This is a genomic window from Halorubrum sodomense (assembly GCF_900111935.1).
Lineage (GTDB): Archaea > Halobacteriota > Halobacteria > Halobacteriales > Haloferacaceae > Halorubrum > Halorubrum sodomense.
Genome location: NZ_FOYN01000002.1, coordinates 881,601 through 896,628, shown reverse-complemented (window position 1 = coordinate 896,628; position 15,028 = coordinate 881,601). Strand labels below are relative to the sequence as shown.

The following is a 15,028-nucleotide window of genomic DNA, read 5'->3' as shown; positions in this document are numbered from 1 at the left end:
ACAAACGAATGAGGCTTCGGCGGTGGTCCGTATCGATCCTTACGCCTTCACCTTCTCGCGGAAGCGCTCGCGGACCTTCTCCACCTTCGGCTGCGCGTGCATCGTACAGTAGGCGTCGGCCGGGTTCTTCTCGAAGTAGTCCTGATGTTTCTCCTCGGCCCGGTAGAACGTCTCCAGCGGCTCGACCTCGGTGACGACCTCGTCGTCGTAGCCGCCCTCCTCGTCGAGCGCCGCGACGTACTCCTCGGCGAGCCGACGCTGCTCGTCGTCGTGGTAGAGCACGATCGACCGGTACTGGCTGCCAACGTCCGGCCCCTGGCGGTTCAACTGCGTCGGGTCGTGGACGGTGAAGAACACCTCGAGGATCTCCTCGTACGACAGGGCGTCGGCGTCGTACTCGACCTGAACCACCTCCGCGTGGCCGGTGTTGCCGGTACACACCTCGCGGTAGCCCGGGTCGTCGGCGTGGCCGCCGGCGTAGCCGGAGGTGACGCGCTCGACGCCGTCGAGTTCCTTGAACGCCGCCTCGACGCACCAGAAGCAGCCGCCGCCGACCGTCGCGGTCTCGGTGTCCGTCATGCTCACTCGTTGGCGGCGCAGACGTATTAATCACGCGCGGCCGGAACCGAGAGCGAAGATGCCGCCGGGCGTCTATCGCCATTAAGCGCCCTGTGGCGAACACCACCGGATCCCCTGTGGCGAGTCCTCGCCACTGCCCCTTCGAGTCCCGCCCGGCACGGCACCGCGACCTCACACCTCCGAGGCCCCGTCGCTCGCTGCCCGCGGTTTCACCGCTCGCGATCGGGGTGCTCGCTTCGCTCGCACCTCGCACCGCTCGCGACTCCAGCGAGAGTCTTCGAGCTCTCGCCGGCACGCGCCGGTCGGGCACTCACCGGCACGCGCCGGTCGGGCGCTCACCCGCACGCGCCGCCACGGGGTCTCGATCGGTTGTCGTCTTGTCCTCGAGTCTCGCTCACGTCGCTCCGTTCGACCGAAAGGCGCTTTTCGCGGGGCCGCGACCGTCGGGTATGCTCACGGTCGCGCTCGCGGGCAAGCCGAACGCCGGCAAGTCCACATTTTATACCGCCGCTACGATGGCCGACGTCGACGTCGCGAACTACCCGTTCACGACCATCGACGCCAACCGCGGGGTGACCCACGTCCGCACCGAGTGTCCGTGTCTCGACCGCGACGAACGCTGTGGCAACGAGAACTGCCGCGACGGGACGCGCTACGTCCCGATCGAACTGCTCGACGTCGCCGGGCTCGTGCCGGGCGCGCACGAGGGAAAGGGGCTCGGCAACCAGTTCCTCGACGAGCTGACGAACGCGGACGCGGTGTTGAACGTCGTCGACGCCTCGGGCGCCACGAACGCCGAGGGCGACCCCGTCGAGGTGGGGAGCCACGATCCGCTCGACGACGTGGACTTCATCGAGGAGGAGATGGACCTGTGGCTCGCGGGCATCGTCGACGGTAACTGGGAGGGCGTCGAGCGGAAGTCCCGGGCGCCCGACTTCGACCTGGAGGCCGCGCTCTCGGAGATGCTCACCGGGTTCGGCGCGACCGAGGGCGACGTGGCCGCCGTCCTCCGCGGGCTGGAGTACCCCGACGACCCGAAGGCCTGGACCGACGACGACCGCGAGGCCCTCGCGCGGGCGGTCCGCCGCCGCACCAAGCCGATCGTCGTCGTCGCGAACAAGGTCGACGCGGCGCCGGCGGGTGCGGTCGACCGGATCCGCGAGGGGACCGACAAGCCCGTGATCCCCGCGACCGCCGACGGCGAACTGGCCCTGCGGCGGGCCGCGGAGGCGGGCGTGGTCGACTACGACCCGGGCGACGAGTCGTTCGAGATCGTCGGAGACGTCTCCGACGACCAGCGCGCCGGCCTCGACGCGCTCCGCGGGTCGATGGACGAACACGGCGGGACGGGGGTTCAGACGGCGCTGAACGCGGCCGTCTACGACCTGCTCGACCGGATCACGGCCTACCCGGTCCAGGACGCCGGCAAGTGGACGGACGGGACGGGAAACGTGCTCCCGGACGCCTTCCTCCTGCCCGCGGGGTCGACCCCGCCCGACCTCGCGTACGCGGTCCACTCCGACATCGGCGAGGGGTACCTCCACGCGGTCGACGCGCGCGCCTCGCGCCGGATCGGCGAGGACCACGAGCTGACCGAGGGCGACGTGATCAAGATCGTCTCGACCGCGGGGCCGTGATCGGAGACCGGAGCGGCGACCGTCGTCGACGCGCTCCCTCGACTCACTCCAGGGGCCGCGCGTACGTCACCTGTTTGGGCTCGAACCCCGCGTCGCGGTAGAACCGTCGCGCGCCGTCGTTGTGCCACTCGCACGAGACCGTGAGGTAGTCGCGGTCCTCGTCGCGAGCCATCGCCTCCACCCGTTCCACGACCGCCGTGCCGTACCCACGGTTTCGGTGTTCCGCGTCGATTTCGACGTTCACGATGCTGAGGTATCTGGACCGCTTTCGGGAGGGACGACTGCCGGTTTCGAGGGTGACGAACCCGACGGTCTCGCCGTCGACGACGACGAGGTAGTCGGTTATCGACGGGTCTTCGAGGTGCGCGCGAAAGCCGTCGTCCGGAACGTCCGTCGCGTCCTCGTAGACGATCTCGTTCAGCTCCGAGTACGGCTCCATCGCCGTCGCGAGGCCGAACCATCGGTCGACGAGGGCGCCGAGGTCGTTCTCGGTCGCTTCGACGAGTTCCATATCGCCCCACGACGGCAGACGACCTTCAGTTTTCGTGCGCCGTGGGCCGTCGTCACATCCGAGAGGGGTGTCGAGTCGCGCTCGCAGCCGGGAGGGCGGGGCGACCCGCCGTGCGACCGACAGGCACATGCGGGTCGCCCGAGACGGGACGGTAGAGAGCCGCCATGCTCGGGCTTGAACACGACTTCCGGATCGTCGACACCCGCGCGACTCTCGACCCCGACGAGTCGTCGGTCGCCACCCACGGGCGGGACATCTCCCCGGAGCGACTGGAACGCGAGATGCTCCAGGCGGGGATCGTCCGCGCCGTGGCGAGCCCCGGCCAGCGCGCCGCCGGACGGAGCTACCTCCGCGCGAACAACGCCGTCGCCCGGCTGGCGATCGACCGCCCGTTCGTCGCGTTCGCCCGCCTCAACGGTCCCCGCGACCCGGGTACCGGCCCGGTGTCGGCCGTCCGGAACCTCCGCGCCGAGCGCGACGACCACCACACCCGACCGGACGACGTCGAGCAGTACTCCTACGACGACCGCTTCCACGGCTTCACGCTGGCGCCCCACGTCGACGGGCTCCCGGACGAGGACGTGCTCCGGCGGCTGGAGGACGCCGACCTCCCCCTCTTCGTCCACGCGGGGCGGGAGTTCCCGCCCGAGGCGGTCGAGACGGAGCTGCTCGGCTACGACCTCCCGGTCGTCCTCGGGAGCTTCGGCGGGTACCCGCTGGACGCCGAGCTGATGAATCGGACGCTGGACCTACTGGACGAACACGACCGACTGTACGTCGACACGAGCGCGGTCCGGTACCGCGAGGTGCTGGAACGCGGCGTGTTGGAACACCCCGACCGCGTCCTCTTCGGCTCCGGCGCGCCCGACGTCCACCCCAACGTCGGCGTGATGGAGGTGCTCACCCTCGACGTCTCCGAGGACCTGATGGCCCGGGTGCTGGCGAAGAACCCCGCCCGCCTCGTCCCCGCGCTCGCCGAGGGCGCCGACGTCTGAGGCGGTGGGAGCCGACGGCTCCGGCACCGGTCCGCGCCGCCGAAGCGACGGCCACTTGTCGCGCGCGCCGGATTTCACGGTAATGAGCGACGACGCCGACGACCCCCTCGTGGAGGTGATCCGCGCGGTCGGCCACGAGAACGTGACCGCCGAGCACGCGAGCACGTTCGAACTCACGACCGACGACTGGCTCACGCCCGCCGGCGACTGTATCGTCGGCGTGGAGGCCGACCGAACCCCGCGGGACTTCTCCGCCGCGTTCCGGGAGGCGTGCCGGGACGCGGACGCGACGATCGAGGCGACGCTCGTCGTCGACGCGGGCGACGAGACGTACGCGGAAACGGTCACCGGGCGCGGCCACCCCGACCTCGCCCTGCTCGACGACCGCTCGATGGTGGGGCGCACGAGCGAGTACACCGACGACGAGCGGACGGTCCTCGTCGACGGCGACGCGGCCGCGGCCGATCTCGACCGCGACCTCGTGGCCGCGCTGGCCGACGAGGCCGAGCTGACGCTCCGACTGGCGGTCGAGCCCGCCGAGTGAACGGCCGTCCGGGAGCCGCGGGCCGCGCGGTCAGGACCGGTCGGCGGCGTCGATGAGGTCGAGGACGGGAAACGGCTCGGTCCGGTCGAACGAGGCGAAGATAGCCTCGTAGCGGGCCGAGGGCAACACGAACACGACGACGTTCTCGAAGAAGAGCGTCTGGGCCTCGAACGACTCGTCTATGAGCTGCTTGAACTCGTCGCCGGTGACCTGGTTCGCCATGATCAGCCGGTACGCGGACTCCAGGTCCCGGTCGGAGTACCGCGACTCGAGGTCGTCCCGGACGTACTCGACGGTGAAATCGAGGGACCCGAGGTGGGCTATCACCCGGGCCTCCGCGCCGTCGACGGCGCGGAGGCTTTCGACGAGGTCGACCATGCCGATGGATTTTGCTCCCGTGTGGTAAAAGTACCCATCCGGAGCTAACGACCCTCAAATCGGCAGTTCCGCGTCTGCCCCGACGACGCGATCCGGCTCCTCGGGGACACGCCAGTCGGTGGTTCGCTCCAGCAGTTGGACGACCATCCGCCCCGTCACGCCCCAGACGGTGTAGCCGTCGACGTGGAAGTAGTGGACGCGGTGATCGCCGTACTCAGGGTGGCCGACCCGCCGCTCCGACTCGTAGTTGTCGGGGTCGGTGAGGGCGTCGACGGGAAGCACCGCCACCTCCGCGACCTCCGACTCGTCGGGGACGTACTCGCGGTCGGACGCGACGCCGACGAACGGCCGGACCGAGTACTTGCTCGACGTGCGCGTGTCGTCGAGACGGCCGATCACGTCCACCTCGTTCGCCCGCATTCCGACCTCCTCGTCGGCTTCGCGGAGCGCGGTGTCCGTCAGCGTCCGATCGATCGGCTCTCGGCCGCCGCCGGGGAAGCTCATCTGGCCGGGGTGTTCGCCGAGGTGCGCGGCGCGCTTGGTGAACAGCAGGTGGGCGTCGCCGCCGCGCTCGATGACGGGCGCCAGCACCGCCGCCTCTCGCCGCCCGGCGAGCGACCGCGGCGTGTGTCGGCGCAGCCCCGACAGGTCCATGGGCGAGGTAGGCGACGCGAGGCGGTTAACGTTTCCCCGGCGACGGTATCGGTGGATGTGAACGTGTCACGCGTTCGGGCGGATTCCGGACGCGACGGTCCGACGGGCGTCCGGGGAGGGGCTCCGGCGACCCGTCGTTCCCCGATTGCCCCGGTCACACCGCGAGCGCCTGCTGGACGATCGTCGCCGCGAACGCCGACAGCACGAGGGCCGCTGCGATGAGTAGGACGGTCCGTTTCGTCGGGAACCTCATGCGTCGACCCACAGGTGGGACGGACAAGTACCCCGACGACCGTTCACACCGGATTTCGCTCGTTTTACGCCGAAAGCGGGCCTTACCGGCGATATTTATGAGGAGTAATCGGAGCCAACCGAAGCGGACGGCGCGCCGGGAGGACGACCGGTCCGACCGGGACCGCCGACGCGATGCGTCCGCGAGCGAGAGCGGGGCGCGCATGGCCGCCGCCCCGACGCGGCGGTCGGGTTCGGACCTTTTAAGCCCGCGACACCCGCTTTCGAGAGTAATGAGCGACGACGACCAAGAGCTCGGCATCACCGAGTCCAAGACGCACAACACCGGCGAGTGGTACGCCGAGGTCGTACGGAAGGCGGGGCTAGCCGACTACGGACCGGAGGGCATGAGCGGCTTCATCGTCACCCGCCCGCGAGCGTACGCCGTCTGGGAGCGGCTCCAGGGGTTCCTCGACGCGAAGTTCAAGGAGACCGGAGTCCAGAACGCCTACTTCCCGCTGTTCATTCCCGAGTCGTACCTCGAACGGGAGAAGGACATCGTGGAGGGGTTCGACCCCGAGGTGGCGTGGGTCGAGGAGGCGGGGAACAAGGAGCTCGAGGAGCGCCTCGCCGTCCGGCCCACCTCCGAGTCGATCATCACCCCGTACATCAGCCAGTGGGTGCGGAGCCACCGGGACCTCCCGCTGCGCGTGAACCAGTGGTGTTCCGTCGTCCGGTGGGAGGCGACCGAGACGAAGCCGTTCTTCCGCACGAAGGAGTTCCTCTGGCAGGAGGGCCACACCGCGCACGCGACCAGCGAGGACGCGTGGGACGAGACGCTGACGCGGCTCGACCAGTACGAGTCCGTCTACGAGGACCTGCTGGCGCTCCCGGTCCTCAAGGGACAGAAGCCCGACCACGACAAGTTCCCCGGCGCGGACACCACGACGACCGTCGAGGCGCTGATGCCCGACGGGAAGTCGGTCCAGGCGGGCACCTCCCACCACCTCGGACAGTCGTTCGCGGAGGCGTTCGACATCACCTACTCCGACGAGGACGAGGAGGAGCGGACCGCACACACCACCTCGTGGGGGCTCTCGTGGCGGGCGCTCGGCGCGCTGATCATGACCCACTCCGACGAGCAGGGGCTCGTCCTCCCGCACACGGTCGCGCCCACGCAGGTCGTCGTCGTCCCCATCTGGCAGGAGGACACGAAAGACGACGTGCTGGAGTACGCCGAGGGCGTGGCCGAGGACCTTGACGAGGCCGGAATCCGCGTCGAGCTCGACGACCGCGACGAGCGCAACCCCGGGTTCAAGTTCAACGAACACGAGCTGAACGGCGTCCCGCTCCGGATCGAAATCGGGCCCCACGAGGTCGACGACGGCGAGCTCACCCTCGTTCACCGCCCCGACGGCGAGACGATCGAGGTCGACCGCGACGGCGTCGCAGACGCCGTCCGCGACGGGTTCGACGAGATCTACGCCAAGCTGTACGCGACCGCCGAGGAGACCCTCGACGACGGCGTGCGCGAGGCCGACGACCGCGCCGAGATCCTCGGGACGCTCGGCCAGCACGGCGGCTACGTGAAGGCGCCGTGGTGCGGCGACGAGGCCTGTGAGGAACCGATCAAGGAGCCGCTGGCCGCCGAGATCGTGATGGTCCCCTTCGAGGACGACGACCCGCTCGTCGACGGTGACGGCGACGAGACGTGCGCGATGTGCGACGACGACGCCGAGCGGACCGCGTACTTCGCGAAGACGTACTGACGCGGGACGAGGGGGATCCCGCGGCGACGCACGTTTCCGAATATCACCCCGTCCCCGTCACGTCCCCCGATTAATCCGCGTTGATCCGGCTTAACGGAGTTCCGGATATATAGGTGAGGGACGCGTACGGACTGGTGATGAACCGATGGATCGCGAGTCTCCTCGCGGCGGCCGTCGCCGCGGCGGTGATCGCCGTCGCCGTCGCCGGCGCACCGGCGGGAACGGTGACCGCACAGCTCGACCCGACGACGACGAACGGGAGCGGCGCGAACGCCTCGCTCGACCTCAGTCCCGGTGAGCGTCTCGCCGGCGTCGTCGGGGTTCAGGGCGCCGAAATCGAGGGAGAAGTCGAGTCGCGCGCCTTCGAGGTGGCGCTCAGACGGTCCGAGACCAACGAGAGCCGCGCCGACGTCGTCGCGGACCGGCTGAACCGAACCGAAGAGCGCCTCGCGGAGCTGGAGCAGCGGCAGCAGGAGCTCCGCGAGCGGCGCGAGGCCGGCGAGCTGAGCCGGGGCGAGTACGCCGCCCGGATGGCGAGGACGACCGCGCGGATCGAGACGCTCTCCCGGACGCTGAACCGGAGCGCGAGCGTCGTCGCGTCGCTCCCGGCCGCCGTCCGGGACGAGCGCGGCGTCGACCCCGAGCGGTTGGCGGCGCTACGCGAGCGCGCGAACGAGCTCAGCGGCCCCGAGGTCGCCGCAATCGCCCGCAGCGTTGCCGGCGGGGGCGTCGGGGGGCCGATCGGACCCGGACGGCGCGGGCCGCCAGGGAACGGGACCGAGCGCGGACCGCCGGGCGACGCCGGCCCACCCGAGAACGGCTCGTCCGGGGGTGGCCCCGGGAACGGATCGGTCGGACCGCCGGGAGCCGGAGCAGCCGGTACGCCCAGCGCCGGTTCGGGAAACGGGTCGACGGGACCGTCGGAGACGGGCCCCGGGAACGGATCGAGCGGCGTCCCCGGACCGAACGGTCCCGCCGGAGAGAGTGCCGAAAACGGCTCGGAGACCGATACCGCGGACGGCTCCGACTCGTCTGACCCGCCCGGAAACGGTACCGCGACCGACGACGATTCCGGAAACGCGTCGACGGGCGCCCCGCCCGACTCCGGAGACGACGCCGACGGGGAGACCGGTCCGGGCGGTCCGGGCGGTGACCGTTCCGAGGGGAACGGCTCGAACGGCGACGCCGGGCCGCGACTCGGTGGGTGAGCGATGCCGCGCGGTGGGCTCGGAACGCGGCGCAGTTCGACCCGCGCCGGGGTATCGGAGCCGTCGCGGATGAGAAGGAATTTATCGGCTCTCCGCGTGACGTGATCCGTGCAGCGAGCGTCGGTTCTCCTCGTCGTCGTCGCCCTCCTCGGAGTCGCCGGTCTCGCGCTCGGTGCCGGCGGCGCGGGCGCGGTCCCGTTCGAGGGCGGCTTCGCGCAGATGGACGTCGAACCGGACGACGTGTCGCTGGCGGTCGCGGTCCAACCGGACGGCGACGCGCAGTGGACCGTGGAGTACCGGATCCGACTCGCAACCGACGAGGAGGAACGGGCGTTCGAGGGACTCCGCGCGGACGTCGAGAGCGACACCGACGCGTACACGAGCCGCTTCCGCGAGCGGATGGTCTCGACCGCGGCGACCGCCGAGTCGGCAACGGGCCGAAACATGACGGTGTCGAACGTGACCGTGACCGCCGAGCGCCGCGAGCTCCCCCAGGCGTACGGCGTGTTGACCTATCGGTTCGAGTGGACGAACTTCGCCGCCGTCGACGGCGACCGACTCCGGGTCGGCGACGCGGTCGGCGGGCTGTTCTTAGACGGCTCCTCGTCGCTCATCGTCTCGTGGCCCGAGGGGTACCGCCTGGAAGAGACGACGCCGGACCCGGACGAGGTGCGCGAGCAGTCCGTCGTCTGGAACGGCCCGGTCGACTTCTCGGCCGGGCAGCCGCGGCTCACGGTCGCCCCCGCGGGCCCGCTCTCCGGGCTGCCGACCGCCGGAGCGGTCGCGCTCTTCGGCCTGCTCGTCGTCGCCGGGGGGGCCGTCGCGTATCGTCGGCGGGGCGACGAGGACGACGCGGGCGCGGGAGTCGTCGCGGCCGGGAGCGAAGAGACGGCGACCGAGAGCGAGGCGACCGCGGGCGAGGCGGCGGACGCGGCGACCGTCGGCGCGGCCGCGAGCGACGGGGCGGAGCGCGACGGCGGCGACGCGGACGGCGGCGAATCGGAGCGCGGGTCGGCCGAGACGCCGCCCGTCGACAGCGACCTGTTGAGCAACGAGGAACAGGTGCTTCGGCTGATCGAGTCGCGGGGCGGGCGGATGAAACAGAAGCGGGTGGCCGAGGAGTTGGACTGGACCGCCGCGAAGACGAGCCAGGTGGTGACCGGACTCCGCGACGAGGGCGACCTCGACGGGTTCCGACTGGGCCGCGAGAACGTCCTCTCGCTCCCCGGCTACGACCCCGAGGCGGACGCGGGCGACGGCGAGGGAGCCGAGAGAGACTCCGACGACGGGAGCGACGAGGCCGACGCTACCGGGGACAACTGACCGAACCGACGACCGTCCGAGGTCGGTCGAGTCCGCCGGTCACAGGTCCCGCGAGCGCCCGAGGTGGTGGAGTTCACCCCCGCATTCGCACTCGCCCGGCGAGCCGGTCCGACGACCGCATTCGAAACACTCGTACACTTCTTCGCCGTCACAGTCGTATTTTGGTCGCATATATCTACACACGCTCCCGTGGTAGATAATCACATTCCTAATATTATTTGGATAATATGAATACTATATCGAGTTCCGGTGACCGAACGATCGGACGTAGTCGATCGGGGAAAGACGGGAGTGCGACGGCGCCCGAGTCGAGGCTCCTCGGTTCGGCGGCGGTCGGTGAAAAGAGCCGGAGGAGGGATTTGAACCCTCGACCTATTCCTTACGAAGGAATCGCTCTGCCAGCTGAGCTACTCCGGCACGCATGCTTCAATTCCCGGACGGAAAAATAAGGGTTCCGAAACGGTGACGGAGCGGCGATTCGGCGCCTCCAGTCGCTCGCTAGAACCGGTGAATTATTCCGATATTAATCAGACATACGTCTCTGATACCCTCGAATACTATCATGAGACACACAAGAAATCGGGAGACAACACAACTATATAAGGAAAAAGACTAAATACGTGTTCGGACTTCAATCTGAGCGTGATGACACCGCCCGCGTGCCGAGACGGCGGGGATCGAATCCCTCGGCGGTGCGTGCCCGGTCGAAGCCCGTGCCGGGCGGCGAAGGTCCCGCCGGTCGTCACCCCCACGACGACTCGGCGCGGCCGTCATCCCGATCGGCGTTCCGTCGCGGCTACCGTGTGAAACGCGTCTCCGACGCGCCAAGCGCAGAATCGCCTCTGGTCCGAGACCGCCGCCGCGACCGCTTGTCATGTGACGGGCCACGGCCGCGCCGCCCCGACCCCCTCGGGCGGCGCGGCGTTCTCGCTGTCTCGACGCCTCCTCGCGAGCGGCCGGACCGCTCGGCGCATCCGAGCGTCGGCGCGCGAGACGCGAACTACGCGAACAGCCGCCGCGTCCGGCGCGCCGCCGCGGAGAGGCCGCCGTAGCCGGCGCCGACGAGCCCCGCGAGCCGGACCTCGGCGGGCGCGACGCCGAGGCGGTGAGAGAGCGGACCGGGGCGCGCGTCAGCGCCCGCCACCGCAACCGTTCGGCCGCGGACCCTGACCTCGGCGGTGAGCCCGCCGCGAACCAGCTCCGCGACCGCGAGGTTCGAGACGGACTCGTCCGGGAGTCGCCGGGCGATGCGGAGGGCGTCGCGAGCGCTGTCGACCTCGACGAACACCCGGCGGTCCGTCGCGTGGACTTCGGCCTCCGCCCCGCCCGTCGACAGCGTCAGGTCCTCGGTCTCGACCGTGAGCCGCCGCCCCGACTCACTCCCGCTCACTCGTGGTGACCCGGACCCCGCCGTCGATGCGCCACTCGGCGTGTTCGGCGTCGTCGCCCGTGCCGCTCGGCACCTCGACGGTCATGTCCTCGAACTGGTAGTGTATCTCCGCGTCCCGTCCGGTCAGTCGGTCGTACAGTCCGATCGCCAGCTCCGGCCAGGTGGTCGTCTCGTCGATGCGCTCCTCGGGGTCTGCGGCGTCACTCATGCCATGAGACGTTAGTGAGCATCACTCATAAGTTACTCCCCTGACGTGTCTGTCCGAGCGCCCCCGGGCGCCCGGCGGCGGGCTCAGTCGTCGACGCGCGTCAGCCGGACGTCGAGACAGACGTTGTACTCGTGAGGGGCGTACGACCTGACGACGCGCTCGGTCTCGACGTCGACGGCGTAGGCGTCGCCCGCGGCCGCCTCGATCGCGCGCCGGCCCGGGCCGAACGGGTCGTCCTCGTGTTGGATGTCGTAGTAGTGGACCGCGCAGTCGTCGCCCGCGAGCGCGACCGCGGCCTCCAAGAACTCCTCGGCGGAGTGCGGGAGGTTCATCACCAGGCGGTCTGCGGTCCCGGCGTGCGAGTCCGCGAGGTCGCGGGCGTCGCCGGCGATCGCGGTGACGCGGTCCGCGACGCCGTTGCGCTCGGCGTTCTCGCGGAGGTACTCGACCGCGCGCTCGTTGAGGTCGCAGGCGACCACGTCGGCGCCGCGGGACGCCAACGGGATCGCGTAGGGCCCCACGCCGGCGAACATGTCGACCGCCGACTCCCCCGATTCGACCTGCTCGACCACGCGGTGGCGCTCGGTCGCGAGCCGCGGCGAGAAGTAGACCGCCGCGACGTCGAGCGCGAACTCGTGGCCGTACTCGCGGTGGACGGTCTCGGTCCCGTTCCCGGCCAGCACGTCCCACTCGCGGACCCGGAGTTCGCCCTCGATCGGCGACGCGCGGTTGAGGACGGTCTCGCAGGGGAGGTCGGCCGCCATCACGGCGTCGGCTATCTCGCGGGCGCGCTCGTCGTCGTCCTCGTCGATTATGACGATACCCCCCAGCCGTTCGAGCGAGGGCTCGTAGCCGAGGATCTCCGCGGGCGCCGTGGGGCGGTCCCGCGCCGCCGCGTCGCGGGCGACGATCCGGTCCGCGAGGTCGGCGGGGACTCGGTCGCGGCCGACCACGGGGATGTATATCGTGTCGTCGTCGACCGCGATCTGGTGGTCGCCGTCGAGGGCGTCGGCGTCGGCGAGCCGGCTCCGAACGGTCTCGCCGCGCTCGCGGGCGACGGCGACGCAGGGAACGCTCATCGTCGGACGGAGGGGGGCGAGCGAATAAACGGTGACGCTTCGCGGATGGCGCGCGGAACTCGGCGGGTCACCCTCGGTCCGCGGTCGCGGCCGCGGCCCCGACCGCGTCGAGCAGTTTCGCGTCGTCGACGTCCGCCGGAACGGGAACGAGGCGGTCCGCGGCCGCCGCTACGTCCGCGTTCGGGCCGCCCGCCTTCGGGCCGCCCGCGATCACGGACTCGCCCCCGGCGGTCCCGACCGCGAGCGTCGCGTCCGCCTCGGCGGCGAGGTCGCGGGCCGCGGCAGTCGTCTCCGGGGTCGGTCCCTCGAACGGCGGCGCCGTCACCGCCGTCGCGCCCGCGTCCGCGGCGGCGCCGGCGGCCGCATCGCCCTCCGGGATCACCCCGACCGACGGCTCGTGGCCCGCGGCGGCCAACCGGGCGACGACGCGCGCGGCCGGGCGCCCCGTGCCGATCACGTGAACCCGCCGTGGTTCGACGTCGCTGTGCGGGAACGCCGTCACCGCGGGCGTCCCGGTCGCCGGGTTGCGACCGACGAACGCCTCCGCGTCGAAGGCGGCGCCGACCGCGGACGCCGACAGCACCGACTCCGGCGGGCCGGCCGCCCGGACGCCGCCGTTCGCGAGGACGACGACCTCGTCGCAGTACCTCGCGGCCGCGTCCAGGTCGTGGATCGCGGCGATCGCACCGCGTTCGCCGTCGTCGACGAACTCGCGGACCAGTTCGAGGGTCTCGACCGCGTGGTTCACGTCGAGGCTGGCGGTCGGCTCGTCCAGGAGGAGGAGCGGGGCCGCCTGCGCCAGCGCCCGCGCGAGCAGCACGCGCTGGCGCTCACCGCCCGAGACCGCCGTGATCGACCGGTCCGCCAAGCGCTCGACGTCGGCCGCGGTCATCGCGGCGTTGACCGCGTCGTCGTCCTCGACCCCGTGCGCGTCGAGGCGACCGAGGTGCGGCGTTCGCCCCATCTCGACGACGTGTCGCACGGGGAAGTCGAACGCCAGGTTCGTCGTCTGCGGGACGCTCGCGACGCGGCGCCCGACCTCGCGGGGCGACAGCGACGACGCCCGCTCGCCCCCGATCCGGACCGTTCCCGCGTCCGGCTCGACCGCGCCGGTGACCGCGCGCAGCACCGTGGTCTTGCCGGCGCCGTTGGGGCCGACGAGGCCGACGAGCGAGCCGGGCTCGACCCGGAGGTCGACGCCGGAGACGACGTCGACGTCGTCGAACGAGACGGCGACGTCCGACGCCGACAGGAGCGGTTCGTCACCGAACGAGAGCGACGTGTCGGGGAGCGACTCGGGGTCGGCCGCGGCGGCCGAGGGAGCCTCGTCGTCGGAGCGGTCCGCGCTCACAGCTCCGTCACCTCCCGGGTCACGAGCAGGTAGACGAAGAAGGGCGCGCCGACCGCGGCGGTGATGATGCCGACCGGGTACTCGGCTGGCGCCGAGCGCGCGACCGTGTCGGCCGCGACGAGGAAGGTGCCGCCCGCGAGCGCCGCGGTCGGGAGGAGCACTCGGTGGTCGGGGCCGACGACGAGCCGGAGCATGTGCGGGACGATGAGGCCGACGAACCCGATCACGCCGGCGAACGCGACGCCGGCGGCCGTGACGAGCGCCGAGGCCGCGAGCAGGATCCGCTTCGTGCGCTCCACCGCGATACCCAGCCCGCGGGCCTCCTCCTCGCCGAGCAGGAGGACGTTGAGGTCGCGGGCGTACGCGAGCAACACGGCGAACAGCGGCGGCACGACGGCGGCGGTGACGGCGACCTCGCTCCACGCCGCGCCCGAGAGGTGGCCCATCAGCCACGCGACGATCTGCCGGAGCGACTCGCCGGCCTGTAGCTGGAGGTACGAGACCACCGCGCCGAGGAACGTCTGGACCGCGACGCCGGCCAAGAGCAGGGTGGCGACGGGCGTCCGACCGTGACGGGTCGCGATGGCGTACACGCCGAAGGCGGCGACGAGCGCGCCGGCGAACGCGAAGAGGCTGGTCCCCGCGCCGCGCGAGAGCGAGACCTCGACGGCGCCGAGGAGGGGGACGGCGACGGTCGTCGAGAGCGCGACGGGGAAGACGATGAACGCGACCGCGCCGACCGCGGCCCCCGAGGAGACGCCGATGATCGACGGGTCCGCCATCGGATTGCGGAAGAAGCCCTGCATCACCGTGCCGGCGGCCGCGAGCGCGAACCCGACGAGCGCGGCGAGCAGGATCCGCGGGAGCCGCACCCCCACGACGATCTGCTGGTGGACGGCGTCGACGGGGAACGCGAACGGCGACGCGAACGCGAGGCCGAGTCCCGGGAGCGTGAGCGGCCCGACGCCGGGGACCGGCAGCGGGCCGACGCCGCTCGCGGTCGTCTCAATTCCCGACGGCACGGAAAAGGCGTTCAACACCGATTTCACGACGGTCTCGGGTGGGATTCGGACCGGTCCGATCGCGGCGCTGACGACGACGACGACCGCGAGCAGCGCGGCTATCGCCGCCGACCAGCCCGCCGACCGCACCCAGGGACGCATCCGTACTC

General features: G+C 71.2%; 16 protein-coding genes and 1 tRNA gene. 6 read left to right on the top strand and 11 right to left on the bottom strand.

All coding sequences use genetic code 11. The annotated features are described in order from the left end of the window. Positions 1–39: 39 nt before the first annotated feature. Positions 40–579: a peptide-methionine (S)-S-oxide reductase MsrA gene (gene msrA, locus BM286_RS09280; protein WP_092921264.1), complete on the bottom strand. Its 540-nt coding sequence runs from the start codon at positions 577–579 to the stop codon at positions 40–42. A 449-nt stretch (positions 580–1,028) separates the two neighbouring features. On the opposite strand from msrA, the gene BM286_RS09275 reads away from it, so the two are divergent. After that, complete coding sequence (locus tag BM286_RS09275) at positions 1,029–2,216, top strand: redox-regulated ATPase YchF (protein ID WP_092921262.1); 1,188 nt, start codon at positions 1,029–1,031, stop codon at positions 2,214–2,216. A gap of 43 nt (positions 2,217–2,259) precedes the next feature. On the opposite strand, the gene BM286_RS09270 is transcribed toward BM286_RS09275, so the two are convergent. Next, positions 2,260–2,727 (bottom strand): GNAT family N-acetyltransferase, encoded by a 468-nt coding sequence (locus tag BM286_RS09270; protein ID WP_092921261.1) that lies wholly within the window; start codon positions 2,725–2,727, stop codon positions 2,260–2,262. A gap of 164 nt (positions 2,728–2,891) precedes the next feature. Between BM286_RS09270 and BM286_RS09265 the strand changes: the two genes are divergently transcribed. Together BM286_RS09265 and BM286_RS09260 are read left to right on the top strand one after the other, a co-directional pair. After that, positions 2,892–3,722, top strand: coding sequence for an amidohydrolase family protein (locus BM286_RS09265; RefSeq protein WP_092921260.1), 831 nt, complete (start codon positions 2,892–2,894; stop codon positions 3,720–3,722). A gap of 82 nt (positions 3,723–3,804) precedes the next feature. After that, positions 3,805–4,266, top strand: coding sequence for a DUF371 domain-containing protein (locus tag BM286_RS09260; RefSeq protein ID WP_092921259.1), 462 nt, complete (start codon positions 3,805–3,807; stop codon positions 4,264–4,266). A 30-nt stretch (positions 4,267–4,296) separates the two neighbouring features. On the opposite strand, the gene BM286_RS09255 is transcribed toward BM286_RS09260, so the two are convergent. Beyond that, positions 4,297–4,644 carry a hypothetical protein gene (locus BM286_RS09255; protein ID WP_092921258.1) on the bottom strand — a complete coding sequence of 116 codons (348 nt, stop codon included), beginning with the start codon at positions 4,642–4,644 and terminating at the stop codon, positions 4,297–4,299. Positions 4,645–4,698: 54 nt separating this feature from the next. Then, a complete protein-coding gene (locus tag BM286_RS09250; RefSeq protein ID WP_092921257.1) occupies positions 4,699–5,298 on the bottom strand; it encodes an NUDIX hydrolase in 600 nt (199 codons plus the stop codon). A gap of 524 nt (positions 5,299–5,822) precedes the next feature. On the opposite strand from BM286_RS09250, the gene proS reads away from it, so the two are divergent. The 3 genes from proS to BM286_RS09235 all read left to right on the top strand — a co-directional run bounded on the left by proS (position 5,823) and on the right by BM286_RS09235 (position 9,829). Then, the gene (gene proS / locus BM286_RS09245) at positions 5,823–7,298 is read left to right on the top strand and encodes a proline--tRNA ligase (protein ID WP_092921256.1); all 1,476 of its coding nucleotides are present in this window, start codon (positions 5,823–5,825) and stop codon (positions 7,296–7,298) included. A 137-nt stretch (positions 7,299–7,435) separates the two neighbouring features. Then, positions 7,436–8,506 carry a hypothetical protein gene (locus BM286_RS09240; RefSeq protein WP_092921255.1) on the top strand — a complete coding sequence of 357 codons (1,071 nt, stop codon included), beginning with the start codon at positions 7,436–7,438 and terminating at the stop codon, positions 8,504–8,506. Positions 8,507–8,614: 108 nt separating this feature from the next. Then, the gene (locus BM286_RS09235; RefSeq protein WP_092921254.1) at positions 8,615–9,829 is read left to right on the top strand and encodes a helix-turn-helix transcriptional regulator; all 1,215 of its coding nucleotides are present in this window, start codon (positions 8,615–8,617) and stop codon (positions 9,827–9,829) included. A 39-nt stretch (positions 9,830–9,868) separates the two neighbouring features. Here the strand turns inward: BM286_RS09235 and BM286_RS15205 are convergent, their stop codons facing one another. The 7 genes from BM286_RS15205 to btuC all read right to left on the bottom strand — a co-directional run bounded on the left by BM286_RS15205 (position 9,869) and on the right by btuC (position 15,020). Next, complete coding sequence (locus BM286_RS15205) at positions 9,869–10,000, bottom strand: rubrerythrin-like domain-containing protein (RefSeq protein ID WP_137694416.1); 132 nt, start codon at positions 9,998–10,000, stop codon at positions 9,869–9,871. A 173-nt stretch (positions 10,001–10,173) separates the two neighbouring features. Beyond that, positions 10,174–10,246, bottom strand: a tRNA-Thr gene (locus BM286_RS09230). A 583-nt stretch (positions 10,247–10,829) separates the two neighbouring features. Beyond that, positions 10,830–11,219, bottom strand: coding sequence for a peptide ABC transporter ATP-binding protein (locus tag BM286_RS09225; protein ID WP_092921253.1), 390 nt, complete (start codon positions 11,217–11,219; stop codon positions 10,830–10,832). Beyond that, the gene (locus BM286_RS09220; RefSeq protein WP_092921252.1) at positions 11,206–11,427 is read right to left on the bottom strand and encodes a hypothetical protein; all 222 of its coding nucleotides are present in this window, start codon (positions 11,425–11,427) and stop codon (positions 11,206–11,208) included. The genes BM286_RS09225 and BM286_RS09220 overlap by 14 nt, the downstream gene beginning before the upstream one ends. 83 nt (positions 11,428–11,510) lie before the next feature. Next, positions 11,511–12,506: a class I SAM-dependent methyltransferase gene (locus BM286_RS09215; RefSeq protein WP_092921251.1), complete on the bottom strand. Its 996-nt coding sequence runs from the start codon at positions 12,504–12,506 to the stop codon at positions 11,511–11,513. Positions 12,507–12,573: 67 nt separating this feature from the next. Next, positions 12,574–13,857, bottom strand: a complete 1,284-nt coding sequence (locus BM286_RS09210) for an ATP-binding cassette domain-containing protein (protein WP_092921250.1) — start codon at positions 13,855–13,857, stop codon at positions 12,574–12,576. Beyond that, positions 13,854–15,020 (bottom strand): vitamin B12 ABC transporter permease BtuC, encoded by a 1,167-nt coding sequence (btuC, locus tag BM286_RS09205; RefSeq protein WP_092921249.1) that lies wholly within the window; start codon positions 15,018–15,020, stop codon positions 13,854–13,856. Before btuC ends, BM286_RS09210 begins: the two co-directional genes overlap by 4 nt. Between the last annotated feature and the right edge of the window lie 8 nt (positions 15,021–15,028).

Coding starts and splice junctions, on each gene's coding strand:
- msrA (WP_092921264.1), bottom strand. CDS start 579: ATGACGGACACCGAGACCGCGACGGTCGGCGGCGGCTGCTTCTGGTGC.
- BM286_RS09275 (WP_092921262.1), top strand. CDS start 1,029: ATGCTCACGGTCGCGCTCGCGGGCAAGCCGAACGCCGGCAAGTCCACA.
- BM286_RS09270 (WP_092921261.1), bottom strand. CDS start 2,727: ATGGAACTCGTCGAAGCGACCGAGAACGACCTCGGCGCCCTCGTCGAC.
- BM286_RS09265 (WP_092921260.1), top strand. CDS start 2,892: ATGCTCGGGCTTGAACACGACTTCCGGATCGTCGACACCCGCGCGACT.
- BM286_RS09260 (WP_092921259.1), top strand. CDS start 3,805: ATGAGCGACGACGCCGACGACCCCCTCGTGGAGGTGATCCGCGCGGTC.
- BM286_RS09255 (WP_092921258.1), bottom strand. CDS start 4,644: ATGGTCGACCTCGTCGAAAGCCTCCGCGCCGTCGACGGCGCGGAGGCC.
- BM286_RS09250 (WP_092921257.1), bottom strand. CDS start 5,298: ATGGACCTGTCGGGGCTGCGCCGACACACGCCGCGGTCGCTCGCCGGG.
- proS (WP_092921256.1), top strand. CDS start 5,823: ATGAGCGACGACGACCAAGAGCTCGGCATCACCGAGTCCAAGACGCAC.
- BM286_RS09240 (WP_092921255.1), top strand. CDS start 7,436: ATGAACCGATGGATCGCGAGTCTCCTCGCGGCGGCCGTCGCCGCGGCG.
- BM286_RS15205 (WP_137694416.1), bottom strand. CDS start 10,000: ATGCGACCAAAATACGACTGTGACGGCGAAGAAGTGTACGAGTGTTTC.
- BM286_RS09220 (WP_092921252.1), bottom strand. CDS start 11,427: ATGAGTGACGCCGCAGACCCCGAGGAGCGCATCGACGAGACGACCACC.
- BM286_RS09215 (WP_092921251.1), bottom strand. CDS start 12,506: ATGAGCGTTCCCTGCGTCGCCGTCGCCCGCGAGCGCGGCGAGACCGTT.
- btuC (WP_092921249.1), bottom strand. CDS start 15,020: ATGCGTCCCTGGGTGCGGTCGGCGGGCTGGTCGGCGGCGATAGCCGCG.